At 71.9% G+C, this 16,590-nt stretch carries 15 protein-coding genes; 11 read left to right on the top strand and 4 right to left on the bottom strand.

What is annotated here, in order from left to right:
• Positions 1 to 6 precede the first annotated feature (6 nt).
• Complete coding sequence (gene gap / locus F0L46_RS24585; protein ID WP_149822261.1) at positions 7 to 1,014, bottom strand: type I glyceraldehyde-3-phosphate dehydrogenase; 1,008 nt, start codon at positions 1,012 to 1,014, stop codon at positions 7 to 9.
• Positions 1,015 to 1,040: 26 nt separating this feature from the next.
• On the bottom strand, positions 1,041 to 3,008 hold the full coding sequence (gene tkt / locus F0L46_RS24580) for a transketolase (protein WP_240540149.1): 1,968 nt from the start codon (positions 3,006 to 3,008) through the stop codon (positions 1,041 to 1,043).
• 259 nt (positions 3,009 to 3,267) lie between these two features.
• Here tkt and F0L46_RS24575 point away from each other — a divergent pair, with 259 nt between their 5' ends.
• The 6 genes from F0L46_RS24575 to F0L46_RS24550 all read left to right on the top strand — a co-directional run bounded on the left by F0L46_RS24575 (position 3,268) and on the right by F0L46_RS24550 (position 9,613).
• The gene (locus tag F0L46_RS24575) at positions 3,268 to 3,921 is read left to right on the top strand and encodes an aspartate/glutamate racemase family protein (protein WP_149822259.1); all 654 of its coding nucleotides are present in this window, start codon (positions 3,268 to 3,270) and stop codon (positions 3,919 to 3,921) included.
• 1 nt (position 3,922) lies between these two features.
• Positions 3,923 to 4,684: a ComF family protein gene (locus tag F0L46_RS24570; RefSeq protein ID WP_149822258.1), complete on the top strand. Its 762-nt coding sequence runs from the start codon at positions 3,923 to 3,925 to the stop codon at positions 4,682 to 4,684.
• A gap of 234 nt (positions 4,685 to 4,918) precedes the next feature.
• Complete coding sequence (gene grxC, locus F0L46_RS24565; protein WP_149822257.1) at positions 4,919 to 5,176, top strand: glutaredoxin 3; 258 nt, start codon at positions 4,919 to 4,921, stop codon at positions 5,174 to 5,176.
• 24 nt (positions 5,177 to 5,200) lie between these two features.
• The gene (locus F0L46_RS24560; RefSeq protein WP_149822256.1) at positions 5,201 to 6,058 is read left to right on the top strand and encodes a carbon-nitrogen hydrolase family protein; all 858 of its coding nucleotides are present in this window, start codon (positions 5,201 to 5,203) and stop codon (positions 6,056 to 6,058) included.
• A gap of 92 nt (positions 6,059 to 6,150) precedes the next feature.
• A complete protein-coding gene (gene ppa / locus F0L46_RS24555) occupies positions 6,151 to 6,687 on the top strand; it encodes an inorganic diphosphatase (protein WP_149822255.1) in 537 nt (178 codons plus the stop codon).
• Positions 6,688 to 6,796: 109 nt separating this feature from the next.
• A complete protein-coding gene (locus F0L46_RS24550; RefSeq protein WP_149822254.1) occupies positions 6,797 to 9,613 on the top strand; it encodes a PAS domain-containing hybrid sensor histidine kinase/response regulator family protein in 2,817 nt (938 codons plus the stop codon).
• Between the two features lie 34 nt (positions 9,614 to 9,647).
• On the opposite strand, the gene F0L46_RS24545 is transcribed toward F0L46_RS24550, so the two are convergent.
• The gene (locus F0L46_RS24545) at positions 9,648 to 10,037 is read right to left on the bottom strand and encodes a hypothetical protein (protein WP_149822253.1); all 390 of its coding nucleotides are present in this window, start codon (positions 10,035 to 10,037) and stop codon (positions 9,648 to 9,650) included.
• 258 nt (positions 10,038 to 10,295) lie between these two features.
• Here F0L46_RS24545 and F0L46_RS24540 point away from each other — a divergent pair, with 258 nt between their 5' ends.
• Positions 10,296 to 10,592: a hypothetical protein gene (locus F0L46_RS24540; protein ID WP_188312135.1), complete on the top strand. Its 297-nt coding sequence runs from the start codon at positions 10,296 to 10,298 to the stop codon at positions 10,590 to 10,592.
• Positions 10,593 to 10,843: 251 nt separating this feature from the next.
• Here the strand turns inward: F0L46_RS24540 and F0L46_RS24535 are convergent, their stop codons facing one another.
• Positions 10,844 to 12,106 carry a ubiquinone biosynthesis hydroxylase gene (locus F0L46_RS24535; protein WP_149822251.1) on the bottom strand — a complete coding sequence of 421 codons (1,263 nt, stop codon included), beginning with the start codon at positions 12,104 to 12,106 and terminating at the stop codon, positions 10,844 to 10,846.
• A gap of 103 nt (positions 12,107 to 12,209) precedes the next feature.
• Here F0L46_RS24535 and tesB point away from each other — a divergent pair, with 103 nt between their 5' ends.
• The 4 genes from tesB to F0L46_RS24515 all read left to right on the top strand — a co-directional run.
• Complete coding sequence (gene tesB / locus F0L46_RS24530) at positions 12,210 to 13,076, top strand: acyl-CoA thioesterase II (protein ID WP_149822250.1); 867 nt, start codon at positions 12,210 to 12,212, stop codon at positions 13,074 to 13,076.
• A gap of 262 nt (positions 13,077 to 13,338) precedes the next feature.
• Positions 13,339 to 13,677, top strand: a complete 339-nt coding sequence (locus F0L46_RS24525; protein ID WP_149822249.1) for a P-II family nitrogen regulator — start codon at positions 13,339 to 13,341, stop codon at positions 13,675 to 13,677.
• Between the two features lie 32 nt (positions 13,678 to 13,709).
• The gene (locus F0L46_RS24520) at positions 13,710 to 15,071 is read left to right on the top strand and encodes an ammonium transporter (RefSeq protein ID WP_149822248.1); all 1,362 of its coding nucleotides are present in this window, start codon (positions 13,710 to 13,712) and stop codon (positions 15,069 to 15,071) included.
• A 168-nt stretch (positions 15,072 to 15,239) separates the two neighbouring features.
• Positions 15,240 to 16,590: DNA translocase FtsK 4TM domain-containing protein (locus F0L46_RS24515; RefSeq protein ID WP_188312134.1), on the top strand; the 1,351-nt coding region annotated here is incomplete at its 3' end.

Genomic DNA, 16,590 nt, shown 5'->3' with positions numbered 1-16,590 from the left:
CGGGGGTCAGATCAGCTTCGCCATTGCAACGGCGGTATCGGCCATCCGGTTCGAGAAGCCCCACTCGTTGTCGTACCAGGACATGACGCGCACGAGGGTGCCGTCCATGACCTTGGTCTGGTCGATGTGGAAGATCGACGAGTGCGGGTCGTGGTTGAAGTCGATCGAGACGTTGGGCTGGTCCGTGTAGCCCAGCACGCCCTTGAGCGAGCCGTCCGCCGCCGCCTTGATGGCCGCGTTGATCTCGTCCACGCTCGTCTCGCGCTTGGCGATGAACTTGAAGTCGACCACCGAGACGTTGGGGGTGGGGACGCGGATCGCGGTGCCGTCGAGCCGGCCCTTGAGCTCGGGCAGCACGAGGCCCACGGCCTTGGCGGCCCCCGTCGAGGTCGGGATCATGGAGATCGCCGCCGCGCGGGCGCGGTAGAGGTCCTTGTGCATCTGGTCGAGCGACGGCTGGTCGTTCGTGTAGGAGTGGATCGTGGTCATGAAGCCCTTCTCGATGCCGATCGCATCGTTGAGGACCTTGGCCACGGGGGCGAGGCAGTTCGTGGTGCACGAGGCGTTCGACACCACCATGTGCTCGGCCTTGAGCTTGTCGTGGTTCACGCCGTAGACCACCGTGAGGTCGGCGCCGTCGGCGGGGGCCGAGACGAGGACGCGCTTGGCGCCGGCATCGAGATGCAGCTTCGCCTTGTCCTTCGACGTGAAGATGCCCGTGCACTCGAAGGCGATGTCGACGCCGAGCTCGCGGTGGGGCAGCTCCGCCGGGTTCTTGATGGCGGTGACGCGGATGGGGCCGGTGCCGACGTCGATGGTGTCGCCCTCGACGCGCACGGTGCCGGGAAAGCGGCCGTGGACCGAGTCGAAGCGCAGGAGGTGGGCGTTCGTCTCCACGGGGCCGAGGTCGTTGATGGCGACGACCTGCACGTCGGTGCGGCCGCTCTCGGCGATGGCCCGCAGGATGTTGCGCCCGATGCGTCCGAACCCGTTGATTGCGACCTTCACCGTCATGTTCTTGCTCCTTTGGGGGCTCGCACTCAGCCCCGCCTGTTATGGCGCCGCAGCACCGCTTCCGTGACAGCCTCGGCCGTAATGCCGAAGTGCCGATAGAGATCCTTATATGGGGCGCTCGCCCCGAAGCTCGCCATGCCGACGAACGAACCCTCGTCGCCGATCACGGCGTCCCAGCCGAAGCGCACGGCAGCCTCGACCGCCACCCGCACGGGGGCGGTGCCGACGACGGCGCGGCGCACGCTCTCGTCCTGCGCCAGGAAGAGATCGAGGGAGGGCACCGAGACCACGCGGGCCGGAACGCCGCGCTCCTTGAGCTGCGCCTGCGCGGCGAGCGCGATCTCCACCTCGCTCCCGGAGGCGAAGATCGTGGCGGCGGCCTCGCCGTCGGCGGGCGAGAGCTCGTAGGCGCCCTGCGCCGAGCGGTTCTCCGCCCCGCCGTCCCGTCGCGCGGGGGCGAGGTTCTGGCGGGTCAGCGACAGGGTGGTCGGGCCGTCGCGGCGCTCGAGCGCCAGCTGCCAGGCTTCCGCCGTCTCGATGGCGTCCGCCGGGCGGAAGACGCGCATGTTGGGCATGGAGCGCAGCGCCGCGAGGTGCTCCACCGGCTGGTGGGTCGGCCCATCCTCGCCAAGGCCGATGGAATCGTGCGTCATCACGTAGACGACGGGCGCGCCCATGAGCGCGGAGAGGCGCATGGAGGGGCGGGCATAGTCGGTGAAGACCATGAAGGTCGCGCCGGCGGGGCGCAGGCCCCCGTGGAGCACGATGCCGTTCATGGCCGCCGCCATGCCGTGCTCGCGGATGCCGTAATGGATGTAGCGGCCGGCATATTGGCCGGGCGAGATCGCGGTCAGCCCTTTGGTCTTGGTGTTGTTGGAGGGCGTGAGGTCGGCCGAGCCAAGGACCAGCTCAGGGGTGACGGCGGTGATGGCCTCGAGCGCCATCTCGCTCGCCTTGCGTGTCGCGACCGTCGCCGGCTCGGCGGCGAGACGGCCCTTCAGGCCCGCGATGGCGTCCGCGAAGCCCGTCGGCAGATCGCCCTTGAGGCGGCGCTCCAGCTCGGCGCGGCGGTCGGGAGCCAGCGCGGCGACGCGCTCCTCCCAGGCCTTGCGCTCGTTGCGCCCGCGCTTGCCGACCCGGCGCCAGGCCTTCAGGATCTCGTCGGGGATCTCGAAGGGCGCGTGCGTCCAGCCCAGCGCCGCCTTGGCGCCCGCAAGCTCCTCAGGCCCCAGCGGCTCGCCGTGGGCCTTGGAGGTGCCCGCCTTCTTCGGCGCGCCGAAGCCGATCACGGTCTTGCAGGCGATCAGCGTCGGGCGGTCGGAGGCTTGCGCCTTGCGCAGAGCCCGGGCGATCGCCGCCGGATCGTGCCCGTCGACGCGCATGGCGCGCCAGCCGCACGCCTCGAAGCGCTTGAGCTGGTCCGTGGTGTCGGACAGCGAGAGCGGCCCGTCGATGGAGATGCCGTTGTCGTCCCAGAGCACCGTGAGCTTGTTGAGCCGTAGGTGGCCGGCAAGCCCGATCGCCTCGTGGGAGATGCCCTCCATGAGGTCGCCGTCGGAGGCGAGCACATAGGTGCGGTGGTCGACGATCTCGTCGCCGAACTCGGCCGCGAGCATGCGCTCGGCGATGGCCATGCCCACCGCGGTGGCGAGCCCCTGGCCGAGGGGGCCCGTGGTGGTCTCGACGCCCGGCGTGACGAAGTTCTCAGGGTGGCCGGGGGTGAGCGAGTCGAGCTGGCGGAAGCGCTTGAGCTCGTCCAGCGTCACCGGCTTCACGCCCGTCAGGAACAGGAGCGAGTAGAGCAGCATCGAGCCGTGGCCGGCCGAGAACACGAAGCGGTCGCGGTCGGGCCAGGCGGGATCGGCGGCGTCGTATTTCAGGAATTTGGCGAACAGCGTCGTCGCCACGTCGGCGGCGCCCATCGGCAGGCCGGGATGTCCCGACTTCGCGGCCTCCACGGCGTCCATGGCGAGGGCCCGGATGGCGTTGGCCATGTCCGAGGGGGTGACGCGGGCGGCGATTGGGTCTGGCACGGGCTCGCTTCGGGTCCAGCGGAGGGCTCTTCGGGGCGCGCTCGACCGCGTCCCGCGAGGCCGGGCTCCTTACCATGTGGCCCCCGCGAGTCAATTCCGCAGGGGCAGTTTAGCTTAAACCCCCAGCGCATGCCTGCCCCGACGATGTGGATAGGGAGGATTGCCGGGGGTCTGGACATCCGGCGGCGGCGCGCTTCAATGGGCGATCCCAGGAGCTCCCATGTCCCGCCGCCGCATCCTCGTCGTGAACCCCAACTCCAACGAGGCCGTGACCCGGGGCCTCGACGAGGCCCTGCGCCCGCTCGCCTTCGCGGACGGGCCGGAGATCGTCTGCCGCACGCTCGCCGAGGGGCCCTACGGCATCGAGTCCCAAGCCGACGTGGACGGCGTGGCGATGCCCCTGCGCCGCCTCGTCGAAGCGGAGGACGCCGACGCCTTCGTGATCGCCTGCTACTCGGATCCGGGCCTGCATGTCTGCCGCGAGGGCACGGCCCGCCCCGTCTTCGGCATCGCGGAATGCGGGGTGCTCACCGCGCTCGCCCGCGCCGACCGCTTCGGGGTCATCGCCATCCGGCAGAAGTCCATCCGCCGCCACCTGCGATACCTGCGCCAGATGGGCCTCATGGACCGCCTCGCCGGCGAGCGTCCCCTCGAGATGTCCGTGGCGCAGACCGCGTCCGGCGAGGGCACGCTCGACCGGATGATCGCGGTCGGGCGCGAGCTCAAGGAGATCGACGGGGCGGAGGCGATCGTCATGGGCTGCGCCGGCATGGCCCGCCACCGCCGGTCCCTGGAGGAGGCGCTGGGCGTCCCCGTGATCGACCCGACCCAGGCGGCGGTCACCATGGCGCTCGGCGCGGTGGCGCTCGCCTGAGATGACGGCGCCGCTTCGGCTCGCGACCCGCCTCACGGGGCAGGCGCTGCGGGCGCTCGTCGGCCTCGTCTATCCGCCCGCCTGCATCGCCTGCGGGGCGGCGACGGGCGAGGCGCATGGCCTGTGCGCGGCCTGCTGGGGCGGCGTGCCCTTCATCGAGCGGCCCTATTGCGAGCGGCTGGGCACCCCCTTCGTGGCGGATCTCGGCGTCGGCCCCCTCTTGTCGCCCGCGGCCATCGCCGATCCGCCTGTGTTCGAGCGGGCGCGGGCGGTGGCGCGCTACGAGGGCGCGGCGCGCGACCTCGTCCACCGGCTGAAATACAACGACCGCCTGGAGCTCTCGGGGCCCATGGGCCGCCTCATGGCGCAGGCGGGCGCCGAGCTCCTCGCCGAGGCGGACGTGCTCGTGCCCGTGCCGCTGCACCGGGTGCGCCTGTGGCGGCGGCGCTTCAACCAGGCCATGGCGCTGGGGAGCGTGATCTCGGCGCGCAGCGGCGTGCCCTGCGATCCCTTCCTCTTGGCGCGGGTGAAGCGCACCAAGCCGCAGATCGGCCTCACTCGCCCGCAGCGCCAGGAGAACCTGCAGGGCGCGCTGCGGGTGCCCGAGGAGGCAAAGCCCCGCCTCCACGGCCGCCGGGTGGTGCTCGTCGACGACGTCCTGACCACCGGCGCCACCGCCAACGCCGCCGCCCGCGCGCTCCTGCGCGGCGGCGCGAGGGCAGTGGACGTGCTCGCCTTCGCGCGGGTCGTGACGGAGGCGTGACCTCACCCCTCCCCCTTGCGGGGAGGGGCAGGGGTGGGGGTCGCAAAGTCTGAGCTGGCGGGGAGGTGGGGCGCACGCACGCCTGTACAGCCTTGTTCTCGACCGGGACCTCTCGCGTCCCGACCCCCACCCCTAACCCCTCCCCGCAAGGGGGAGGGGGATGGGCGCCGTTGCCGCGTGGGCCCCCTGCCCCCATATTGCGCCCGTCCGACCCTTTCCGGCGCGAGGCCCCCTATGTCCCCTGTGACCATCTACACCAAGGGCTGGTGCCCCTATTGCTCGGCCGCCAAGGATCTCCTCGATCGCAAGGGGGTCGCCTATCGCGAGATCGACATCGAGGCGACGGCAGGCGCGCGGACCGAGATGATCCAGCGGGCGAACGGGCGCTCGACGGTGCCGCAGATCTTCGTCGGCGAGCGGCACGTGGGCGGCTGCGACGACATCCATGCCCTCGACGCGCGCGGCGAACTCGATAGATTGCTCGCCGCCTGACGCGCCACACCCGGGAGTGCCCGCATGACCCAGAGTTTCGTCGCCGCCTGCGCCCAGATGCGCTCGGGCACCGATCCGTCGAAGAATCGCGACGACGCCGTGACCCTGGTGCGCCAGGCGGCGGGCGAGGGGGCGCAGTTCGTCCAGACGCCGGAGATGACCTCCCTCGTGGCGCGCAACCGCGACGACCTCTTCGCGAAGGTCGGCCCGCAGGAGACGGACCCCACCATCGCGGCCCTGCGCGAGGTGGCGCGCGAGCGCGGCATCGTGGTCCATATCGGCTCTGTGGCCGTGCGGGAGGGCGAGAAGGTCGCGAACCGCGGCGTCCTCATCGATACGGACGGCGCCATCGTCGCCACCTACGACAAGGTCCACCTCTTCGACGTCGACCTGCCCAACGGCGAGTCCTGGCGCGAGTCCAACACCTATACGGGCGGCGACCGGGCGGTGCTCGGCGAGACGCCCTGGGGCCTGCTCGGCCTCACCATCTGCTACGACGTGCGCTTTCCCGCGCTCTACCGCGCGCTGGCCGAGAACGGCGCCCGGTTCCTGTCCGCGCCCGCCTGCTTCACCCGGCAGACGGGCGAGGCGCACTGGAGCGTGCTGCACCGGGCGCGGGCCATCGAGACGGGCTCGTTCATGATCTCGGCGGCGCAGGGCGGCACGCACGAGGACGGGCGCGAGACCTTCGGCCATTCCATCATCGTCGACCCCTGGGGCCGGGTGCTGGCGGAGGCGGGGGACGTGCCGGGCGTGGTCCTGGCGCGGATCGACACCGCCCTCGTGGACGAGGCCCGCGGCCGGATCCCTGCGCTGCGCCACGCCCGCCCCTTCACGGTCGAGACCGCGCGCCGGGGCGCCGCCCGCGAAGCCGCGGAATAACGTAAACCGAAGGTCCCGCTTGTGCCGGAGCCGGCGCGCCGTTAGGGAAGCGCCGACCCCGGCCCTTTGGTTTTCAAGAGAGAAGCAGTCCCATGCGCATCGACGCGATCTCGATCGGCAAGAACCCGCCCGACGAAGTGAACGTCATCATCGAGGTGCCCGTCGGCGGCGAGCCCATCAAGTACGAGATGGACAAGGCCGCCGGCACCCTCGTGGTCGACCGGTTCCTCTACACCGCCATGCGCTATCCCGGGAATTACGGCTTCATCCCGCACACGCTGTCGGAGGACGGCGACCCCTGCGACGTGCTCATCGCCAGCACCCGCGCCATCGTGCCCGGCGCCATCATGAGCGTGCGCCCCGTGGGCGTCCTCCTCATGGAGGACGAGGCCGGCATGGACGAGAAGATCATCGCCGTGCCCGCGCCCAAGCTCACCAAGCGCTACGACAAGGTCCAGAGCTACACCGACCTGCCGGACATCACGATCAAGCAGATCGAGCACTTCTTCGAGCACTACAAGGACCTGGAGCCCGGCAAGTGGGTGAAGGTCGTGGGCTGGCGCGACGCCGCGGAGGCCCGCAAGCTCATCCTCGAGGGGATCGAGCGGGCGAAGGCCGAGAAGGCCTGAGCGGCCCGCTTCCGGGGCAGCGACACCCTGCGGGCCCCGATGACGAACGCCGCGGGAAGGCCCATGGACGGCCCTCCCGCCCCCGCGGCCGCACGTCCGAGGATCGACCGTGGCCGACCCCCTGTCCGACGCCTTCCGTGACAGCCTCCTCGCCGGCGGCGAGTGCGGCCGGCTGATCGCGTCGCGGGACTGGTCCGCGACGGCGCTCGGCCCCGTCGAGACCTGGGAGCAGAGCCTCAGGACCGCGGCCCTTCTCCTGCTGCGCTCGCCCGTCCCCATGGTGATGCTGTGGGGCGAGGACGGCGTCATGCTCTACAACGACGCCTATTCGGCGTTCGCGGCCGGACGGCATCCGGCGCTGCTCGGCGCCAAGGTGCGCGAGGGCTGGCCCGAGGTGGCCGGCTTCAACGACAACGTCATGCGGGTGGGCCTCGCCGGCGGCACGCTGGCCTACCGCGACCAGGAGCTCACCCTGCACCGGCACGGCCGGCCCGAGCAGGTGTGGATGGACCTCAGCTACTCGCCCGTGCCCGACGAGAGCGGCCGGCCGGCGGGCGTCCTGTGCGTTCTGGCCGAGACCACCGAGCGGGTGGCGTCCGAGCGCGAGCTGAAGGAGAGCGAGGCGCGGTTCCGGCTCATGGCGGACGCCGTGCCCCAGATCGTCTGGATCACGGATGCCGAGGGCCGCGTCGAGTTCTTCAACCGGCAATGGTCGGATTACACGGGCGTTCCCTACCGGCCGACGACCGCGGCCGAGGTGGCGGCGAGCCATGTGCATCCCGACGACGCGGCGGCCACGATGGCGGCGTTCGAAGCGGCGAGACGGTCGGGCGCCCCCTTCATGGTCGAGCATCGCATCCGCTCGGCGGCGGGCGACCACCGCTGGTTCCTGGTGCGCGCCGAACCCTACCGCGACCCGGCGACGGGGGAGATCGTGCGCTGGTTCGGCGCGTCCGTCGACATCCACGGCCGCCGGCTCGCCGAGGAGGCGCTCCTCGCCCTGAATGCCGACCTCGAGCGGGAGATCGTCGAGCGCACCCGGGAGCGGGGCCTCATCTGGCGGCACAGCCTCGACCTCCTGTCCGTGATCGACATGGCGACGGCCACCTTCGACGCCGTCAATCCGGCCTGGACGCTGTCGCTCGGCTGGTCGACCGCGGAGATCGAAGGGCACCCCTACGCCGCGTTCGTGCACCCGGACGACGCGCATGCGAGCGCGGACGCCTATGCCCAGGTGCTGCAGGGCAGCCCCGTGCTCCAGTTCGAGAACCGCTACCGCACGCGGGACGGGGGCTGGCGCTGGCTCTCCTGGGTGGCGGTGCCGGAGGGGGGCAAGCTCTATTCGGTGACCCGCGACGTCACCTCGGACAGGGAGCGCCAGGCCGAGCTGCAGGCCGCGGAGGCGGCCCGGCGCGAGGCGGACGCGCTCTACCGGGCCTATTTCGAGAACACCCCAGAGGCCCTCTTCGTGATCGGGGTCCAGCCGGACGGCGGCTTCACGATCGAGGAGCTGAACCCGGCCCATGAGGCGGGGGTCGGGTTCAAGCTCGACGACGTGCGCGGCAAGCGCATCGACGAGATCCTGCCCCCCGACCTCGCCGAGCGGCTCGTCGCGGTCTACCGGAGGGTCGCCGAGACGGGGGAGCTCCTCCAGTTCCGCGACGTGTACGAGCTCAACGGCGAGCCCCAGCACTGGGACACCTCGATCTTCCCCGTGCGCGACGGCGCCGGCCGCGTCACCCGCCTTGTGGGATCCAGCCGCAACATCACGGGTCAGGTCGTGGCCGAGGCGGCGCTGCGCCAGGCCCAGAAGATGGAGGCGGTCGGGCAGCTCACGGGCGGCATCGCGCATGATTTCAACAACCTGCTCGGCGCCGTGGTGGGTGCCTTCGATCTCATCCGCCGCAAGCCCGACGACCCGCACCGGATCCGGCGCTATGCCGAGGCCGGGCTGGAGGCGGCCGAGCGCGGCGCCAAGCTCACGGGGCAGCTCCTCGCCTTCTCGCGCGCCCAGCGCATCGAGCTCAAGCCCCTGGTGGCGACCGACCTCGTCCAGGGCATGGGCGACCTGCTCGCCCGCACCCTCGGCCCTCAGGTGCGGCTGCGCTTCGATCTCAAGGGCGACGGCGCGGTGCTCTCCGACCCGACGCAGCTCGAGATGGCGCTCCTGAACCTCGCCATCAACGCGCGCGACGCCATGCCGGACGGCGGCGACCTCGTCATCGGGACGCGGCTTCACCGCAGCGACGGGGAGGGTGAGCTGAAGGCGGGCGAATATGTCGAGCTGTCGGCCGCCGACACGGGATCCGGCATGCCGCCCGAGGTGGTGGCCCGCGCCTTCGATCCGTTCTTCACCACGAAGGGGGTGGGCAAGGGCACGGGGCTCGGCCTGTCCCAGGTCTACGGCATCGCCCGCCAGGCCGGCGGGACGGTGCGCATCGACAGCAGGCCCGGCGCGGGCACGACGGTGCGCCTCTACCTGCCGCGCACGAGCGCTCCCGTGCCGCGCCCCGGCGAGCCCGCGGCGGACGCGGCCGCGCCCGGCGGGGGCACCGCGACAATTCTCGTCGTCGACGACGATCCCGACATCCGCCGCATGCTCGTGGCCTCCCTCGAGGCGCTCGGCTACCGGGCGATCGAGGCGCGGGACGGGCCGGAGGGCCTGGCCGCCCTCGACGCCGGCACCCCCGACCTCATGATGGTGGACTTCGCCATGCCGGGCATGAACGGCGCCGAGGTGGCGAGAACCGCCCGGGAGCGCCGCCCCACCCTGCCGATCGTCTTCGCGAGCGGCTACGCCGACACCGCTGCCATCGAGGCCGTCGCGGGCCCCGACGCGGTGATCCTGCGCAAGCCCTTCCGCGTGGACGAGCTCCAGGCGGTGATCGCGGGCGCGCTGAGGGCGGTGCGTGGGACCGGGGCCTGAGAGGCCGAGCATCGCTCCACCGCGCTGGCGGACGCTATGCCGGCATCGCCCCAAGGCTGTCCAGCGCGAAGCCCAGGGTCCCGACGGCGTCGGCGGGGGTGTCCAGCAGACCCGCCCCCGACCGCTCCATCAGGAAGGCCCCGAACCGATCGGCGGGGCCGCGGCAGTTCTCCTCGGGGTCGTAGCCGAGACTGACCAGCAGGCCGGCGATGAGGTTCGTCGACGGCGGCATATAGGTGGGCCGTGCGGCCGGCGCCCGTTCGCTCGCGCGGTCTCGGATGAGCAGGATCCGGCATGCGACCGGGCGGGCGCTCGCGTCATGGATGGCGGAACCGCTGAACACGCCCCCGATCAGATTGGCCGGCGGTGCCGGCGCCTGAAGCGCGAAGAAGAAATGCTTTCCGCTCTGGTGGCATCGCACCATGGCGATGTCCTTCGCTGATTTCCAGAACCTTCCAAAGAAGGCGCACATCCCCCACGGACGCCACAGGGCGGCTCGGACAAGGTTGTCGCATGAAGCCTGCGCGATGGATCTCGTCCCATCCGGCAATATCCAAGGTGATCTCACAATTCCGCGGGACACCGATCCTTTAGGTTTCGAGCCATGAGCACGGTCCCCTAGGAAGAAATCTCCGGTCGTACGAAGCGGACTATCGTGGTGGAGGTCTCGATGAAAATGAGGATGGCCCTGATCGCAGCGATTTTGCTTGTACCCGCGCCGGCCCTGGCCTTCGACGGGCTGGCCTTTGCCTTCGCCCTTGCCGGGGCTGCCCTCCCGGGCCTTGCGCCGGACGCACAGCCCGCCTCGCCACCGGCGGCCAACGCCGTGACCCAGCCCGTCCCGACGGTGGCGCGTGCCCGGACGCCGGCGCGGTTCGCGTCGACGGGCTCGCGCCGGGGCACCGGGGCACGCAAGATCATGGCGAAGGCGAAGCCCCGAGCGAAGGCCGCCGCCGACGTCGCCGATCTCAGAGGCTGACTCATAAGTACGGCCCACCCTCCTACCTCGTCCTGAGGTGTGAGCGGAGCGAGCCTCGAAGGGCGTTCCAGGGATTACAGGATGGCTGTGGCAGGCGTGGTGCGTGCTTCGAGACGCCCGCTGGCGCGGGCTCCTCAGCATGAGGGGGGGGGGAGGAGCAAGACCTTTCGGGTCAGACTCTCAGGGCGCGCCGCTGAGCGGATCGGGCCCGCCCCCGGCGGGTCGCCTGACGCGAAGCGGCGCCCTCCCCCTCACAGCACCTCGCCGCGCATGAGCCGGGGCGTGGAGGGCGACATGCCGGCGGCTTCCCGGATGAAGAAGCGCTTGAGCACCGGGAGGCGGTCGACCAGGCCCAGGCCCAGATCCCGCACGAGGCGGATCGGCGTGGCGTCGTTGGAGAACAGGCGGTTCAGGCCGTCGGTGACCACGCCCATGGCGAGGGTGTCGAAGCGGCGGGCACGCTGGTAGGTTTCGAGCACGTCCGCCCCGCCTGGGTCCATGCCCAGCCGCGCGGCGTCCACCACGGCCTCGGCCAGCGACGCCACGTCCTTGAGGCCGAGATTGAGGCCCTGGCCCGCGATGGGGTGGATCACGTGGGCGGCGTCGCCGAGCAGCGCCAGGCGCGGGGCGACGAAATCGCGGGCGATGCCGAAGGACAGGGGATAGGCCCGCAGGGGCGTCTCCAGGGCGAGCCGCCCGAGCTGCAGCCCGAAGCGGCGCTCGATCTCGGCGAGCGCGTCCTCGGGGGAGAGCGCCAGCATGTGGGGCACGACCTCGTTGCGCTCCGTCCAGACGATGGAGGAGCGGTGGCCGAGCGCGCCGCCCGGCGCGAGCGGCAGGATCGCGAAAGGGCCCGACGGCAGGAAGTGCTCGACCGCGCGGCCCTCGTGGTCGCGCTCGTGGCCGATGGTGGCGACGATGCCCGATTGCGGATAGGACCAGCCCACCCAGCCGATGCCCGCCTCGCCCCGCAGCCGCGAGCGCCCGCCATCCGCCGCGACGAGGAGATGGGCCTTGATCGGTGCCCCGTCCCCGGCGTCGACGCGCACGCAGGGCCCGTCCGCCTGGTAGCCCCGCACGCTCCCCGTCTCCAGCCGCACGCCGGCGGCGCGGCAGGCGTCGAGCAGGGTGGCGACGAGGGCGCCGCTCTCCACCATGTGGGCGAAGGGCTCGCCCGTGCCGGCGTCGCCCTCGAAGGTGAGGAAGACCGGCCGCACGACGTCGCCGAGGCGGCTGTCGGTCACCACCATGTCGAGGATGGGCTGCTCGCCGCCTGAGACCGCCTCCCAGACGCCCAAGGCCGTGAACATCCGCCGCGCCGCGGCCGCGACCGCATAGGCGCGCCGGTCGCCGCGGGGATCGCGCGAGAGCGCGGGATCGAACAGGATCACGTCCACCGCGTCGGGCAGGGCGGATTTGAGGGCGAGCGCCAGGGAGAGGCCGGCGATGCCCCCGCCCGCGATCGCCACGGTCCAGGGCTCGGGGCGGGGGGCGGCGTCGGTGGGGTTCGACATGGGCTTTCGCTCTCGGCTGAAGCGCTTGACGGGGGCCGCCAAACGGGGTCGAACCGCAAGCGACCCGTCCCGCCCCCCGGCGTCAAGCCCGAAAGAGCCCCGCATGTCGCGCGCCGTCGACGATCTCCTCGCCATCCTCGATCTCGAGCCCCTGGAGCGCAACCTGTTCCGGGGTCGCAGCCCGCAGGTGGGCTGGCAGCGCGTGTTCGGCGGGCAGGTGATCGGGCAGGCCCTGGTGGCCGCCGCCCGCACCGTGGAGGGGCGGCTCGCCCATTCGCTGCACGGCTATTTCCTGCGCCCGGGCGACCCGAAGGTGCCGATCATCTACGAGGTCGAGCGCATTCGCGACGGGGGCAGCTTCACGACGCGCCGCGTGGTGGCGATCCAGCACGGGCAGGCGATCTTCTCCATGTCGGCCTCGTTCCATGTCGACGAGCCGGGCTTCGACCACGCGGCCCCCATGCCCGCCGTGCCGGGCCCCGAGAACCTGCCGATCGAGGCGCAGGTGCGCGAAAGCGTCCTGCCGCTCATGCCGGATCCCGTGCGGGCCTATTACGAGCGCGAGCGGCCGATCGAGCTGCGCCCTGTGGAATATACCCGCTACACCAGCCGGGAGCCCATGGAGCCGCGCTTCAATCTCTGGATCCGCGCCACGGGCGCCCTGCCCGACGACCCGGCCGTGCACCAGGCGGTGCTCGCCTACGCGTCCGACATGACGCTGCTCGATTCCTCCCTCGCGGCGCACGGGCGGACCGTGTTCGAGCGCTCGATCCAGGCGGCGAGCCTCGACCACGCCCTGTGGTTCCACCGCCCGTTCCGGGCCGACGACTGGATGCTCTACGCCCAGGACAGCCCCAGCGCCTCGGGGGCCCGGGGCTTCTCGCGCGGGTCGATCCATACGGGCGACGGACGGCTCGTCGCCTCGGTGGCGCAGGAGGGGCTGATCCGCCAGCGCTTGGACCTCGCCTGATCAGGCGGGGCATTTGCCTCAAGTTTAGGCAATTACGCGGGGGCAAGACCGCTTAAAATCTGTGCAATCGTGCTCCGGGCCCGTCCCCGTCCGGGAGCCACGCTACGCCCGGCCCCCATTCGGGGGTTCCGCGGCCCCGAATCGCCCAGCTGGCCCCACTTGGCACGAGGCTTGAATTGCGCACGTCGAACGTGTCGCGAGCCCTCAAGGGTTGCGGCGACCGTGCGATCGAACCGCGGCGAGCGGGAAAGGGGGCACACCCATGAAAATCGTGATGGCGATCATCAAGCCGTTCAAGCTGGAAGAGGTGCGCGACGCGCTGAACTCCCTTGGCGTGCACGGGCTGACGGTGACCGAGGTGAAGGGCTACGGCCGGCAGAAGGGCCACACCGAGATCTATCGCGGCGCCGAATATGCCGTGAGCTTCCTGCCGAAGCTGAAGATCGAGGTCGCGGTCGCGGCCGATGCCGTCGCCTCCGTGATCGAGGCGATCGCGGGCGCGGCCCGCACGGGCCAGATCGGCGACGGCAAGATCTTCGTGATGCCCCTGGAGCGGGCGATCCGCATCCGCACCGGCGAAACCGACGGCGACGCGCTGTGACGCGCTCCCCAGCACCCCATCGGAGTTCCACCATGAAGCTCAAGCTCCTCGTTCCGGCCCTGCTCGCGGGCTGCGGGCTGGCCCTCGCCGCCGCCGAGCCGGCCCTGGCGCAAGCCGCCGCTCCCGCCGCCGAGGCTCCGGCCGCCGCGGCCGCCGTCCCCATGAAGGGCGACACCACGTGGATGATGGTCTCCACCATCCTCGTGATCCTCATGACGCTTCCGGGCCTGGCCCTGTTCTATGGCGGCCTGGTGCGGACCAAGAACATGCTCTCGGTCCTGATGCAGGTCTTCGCCGTGTTCAGCGTGGTGGCAATCATCTGGGTGCTCTACGGCTACTCCCTCGCCTTCACGTCGGGCGGGAGCATCACGTCGATCGTGGGCGGCTTCTCCAAGGCCTTCCTCGCCGGCGTCGTGCCGGACTCGACCTCCGACACCTTCACCAAGGGCGTGGTCATCCCCGAGCTGACCTTCGTGGCCTTCCAGCTCACCTTCGCGGCCATCACCCCGGCGCTGATCGTCGGCGCCTTCGCCGAGCGCATCAAGTTCTCGGCCGTGATGCTGTTCACGGTGCTCTGGGTGACCTTCGTCTACATCCCCATCGCCCACATGGTCTGGCACTCGGACGGGTACCTGTTCACGCTGGGCGCCCTCGACTTCGCGGGCGGCACCGTGGTGCACATCAACTCGGGCGTCGCGGGCCTCATAGGCGCCCTCCTCATCGGCAAGCGCCTTGGCTACGGCCGCGACCTCATGGCCCCGCACTCGCTGACCATGACCCTCATCGGCGCCTGCCTCCTGTGGGTGGGCTGGTTCGGCTTCAACGCGGGCTCGAACCTCGAGGCCACCGGCACGGCGGCGCTCGCCCTCCTCAACACCATCGTGGCCCCCGCCGCGGCGGGCCTCGCCTGGATGACCGTCGAGGCCAGCGCCAAGGGCAAGGCCTCACTGCTCGGCGTCGCCTCGGGCGCGGTGGCGGGCCTCGTTGCCATCACCCCGGCCGCAGGCCTCTCGGGCCCCATGGGCGCGATCGTGCTCGGCCTGGTCGCGGGCGCGGGCTGCTACTTCGCCTGCACGGCGGTGAAGAACGCGCTGGGCTACGACGACGCCCTCGACGTGTTCGGCATCCACGGGGTCGGCGGCCTCATCGGCGCGATCCTCACGGGCGTGGTGGCCTCGCCGGCGCTCGGCGGGCTCGGCGCGGCGGACTTCTCCATCGGCACGCAGGTGTGGAAGCAGCTCGTGGCGGTGGGCGTCACCCTCGCCTGGACCGGCATCGGCTCGGTGGTCCTCTTCAAGCTCGTCGACCTCGTCGTGGGCCTGCGGGTCACCCAGGAGGCCGAGCGCGAGGGCCTCGACCTCGCCGACCACGGCGAGCGCGCCTACAATTACTGATCCCTTCCGCACGGCGGACGAGACGAGCCCCGGCCACACGGCCGGGGCTTTTTCATGCGGCGGGCCGGGGCGTCCCTTTCCGACCCCGGCCCCGGTCCCGCAAGGTTAATCGGCCCTTAACCGCGCCCTCCTAGGGTCGGGGTTCGTTCCAACGTCACGATCCGGCCCATGCGCACGATCCGTCGTCAACCCACGCCCTTCGAGATCGTCACGGAGGCCCTGCGCGGCTTCCTGGCCCGGCGCGCGCGCGAGCTTCTCGGCATCAGCCTCATGGGAGGCGCGGGCGCCCTCGTGGCGGCCCTGGCCACGTGGTCGGTGGAGGATCCGAGCTTCAACCACGCCACGCAGGCCCCCGTGCGCAACGTGCTGGGCTATCCCGGCGCCGCGGTGGCGGATCTCCTGATGCAGCTCGTGGGCCTAGGGGGCATCGCGGTGCTGGCCCCGCTCGTGGCGTGGGGCTGGTGCCTCATGCGCGGGCGCCCGCTGGAGCGGCTGGGCCTGCGCTTCGCGCTCTGGGTCGCGGGCTCGGGCGCCGCCACGGCGGTCGCGAGCGCGCTTCCGGCCACCGCCCGCTGGCCCCTGCCGACGGGCCTGGGCGGCGTGGTGGGCGACGCGCTCCTCACGGCCGTCCGCACCGTCACGGGCACGTCCGGCGGGGCCGGCACGGCGCTCATCGGCTTCATGTTCGCGGGCGTCGCGATCCTCTCCGTCACCGCGGCCTGCGGCTTCGGCTTCGCGGAGGCCGACGAGCGCGAGGAGGAGCCCGAGCCCGCTCCCGTGCGCCGCAGCCGGGTTCCCGAGCCCGAGGAGCACGACGACGCGCCCCGGGACGACGAGCCGAGCTGGATCGTGCTCGCCGTCGGGGCCGCCGCCCACGGGATCATGAGCTTCAAGGGCAACCTGCGCCGGCGCCTGGAGCAGCTGCGCGCCGCCCGCGACGACGACGAGTTCGTTCCCGCGACCCCGCGGGGCGCCCTGCGCCGCGAGCCTTACGAGGAGCCCGCCGCGGTGCCCGTGCGCCGCCGCGAGCCCGTGCTCGATTCGGCCCCCGTGGCGCCCCGCGCCCGCGCGCCCGAGCCGGCTCCCCGCCCCGCCGCGCCGGCGCCCGCAGGCCGCGCCGCGCTGCCGCCCGTCCCCGAGCCCGAGGACGACGAGCCCTGGGAACCCCTCGACGAGCCCCTCGACGACGCGTTCGACGATCCCCTCCCCCCGCCCGCGCCGGCCCCGAAGGCCGCCGAGGCGGCGCCGAGCCGGGTCACCATGCCGGCCGCCGCTCCCCAGCCCGGCCAGCGGATCGCCCGCGAGACCGGCCGCGCCCCCGTCCCCGCCGACGTGGACGATTACGAGCTGCCCGCCCTGACGCTGCTGGCCGAGCCCAAGAAGGCCGCCACCGCCGCCGTCTCGGCCGACGCGCTGGAGCAGAACGCCACCCTGCTCGAATCGACGCTGGAGGATTTCGGCGTGCGCGGCGAGATCATCAACGTGCGCCCTGGTCCCGTGGTGACCTTGTACGAGCTTG

The organism is Salinarimonas soli, from assembly GCF_008386575.1.
Lineage (GTDB): Bacteria > Pseudomonadota > Alphaproteobacteria > Rhizobiales > Beijerinckiaceae > Salinarimonas_A > Salinarimonas_A soli.
Note: the sequence above shows the minus strand (reverse complement) of the source record. Positions and strands in the feature narration are given on the sequence as shown.

Coding starts and splice junctions, on each gene's coding strand:
- gap (WP_149822261.1), bottom strand. CDS start 1,014: ATGACGGTGAAGGTCGCAATCAACGGGTTCGGACGCATCGGGCGCAAC.
- tkt (WP_240540149.1), bottom strand. CDS start 3,008: ATGGCCAACGCCATCCGGGCCCTCGCCATGGACGCCGTGGAGGCCGCG.
- F0L46_RS24575 (WP_149822259.1), top strand. CDS start 3,268: ATGTCCCGCCGCCGCATCCTCGTCGTGAACCCCAACTCCAACGAGGCC.
- F0L46_RS24570 (WP_149822258.1), top strand. CDS start 3,923: ATGACGGCGCCGCTTCGGCTCGCGACCCGCCTCACGGGGCAGGCGCTG.
- grxC (WP_149822257.1), top strand. CDS start 4,919: ATGTCCCCTGTGACCATCTACACCAAGGGCTGGTGCCCCTATTGCTCG.
- F0L46_RS24560 (WP_149822256.1), top strand. CDS start 5,201: ATGACCCAGAGTTTCGTCGCCGCCTGCGCCCAGATGCGCTCGGGCACC.
- ppa (WP_149822255.1), top strand. CDS start 6,151: ATGCGCATCGACGCGATCTCGATCGGCAAGAACCCGCCCGACGAAGTG.
- F0L46_RS24545 (WP_149822253.1), bottom strand. CDS start 10,037: ATGGTGCGATGCCACCAGAGCGGAAAGCATTTCTTCTTCGCGCTTCAG.
- F0L46_RS24540 (WP_188312135.1), top strand. CDS start 10,296: ATGGCCCTGATCGCAGCGATTTTGCTTGTACCCGCGCCGGCCCTGGCC.
- F0L46_RS24535 (WP_149822251.1), bottom strand. CDS start 12,106: ATGTCGAACCCCACCGACGCCGCCCCCCGCCCCGAGCCCTGGACCGTG.
- tesB (WP_149822250.1), top strand. CDS start 12,210: ATGTCGCGCGCCGTCGACGATCTCCTCGCCATCCTCGATCTCGAGCCC.
- F0L46_RS24525 (WP_149822249.1), top strand. CDS start 13,339: ATGAAAATCGTGATGGCGATCATCAAGCCGTTCAAGCTGGAAGAGGTG.
- F0L46_RS24520 (WP_149822248.1), top strand. CDS start 13,710: ATGAAGCTCAAGCTCCTCGTTCCGGCCCTGCTCGCGGGCTGCGGGCTG.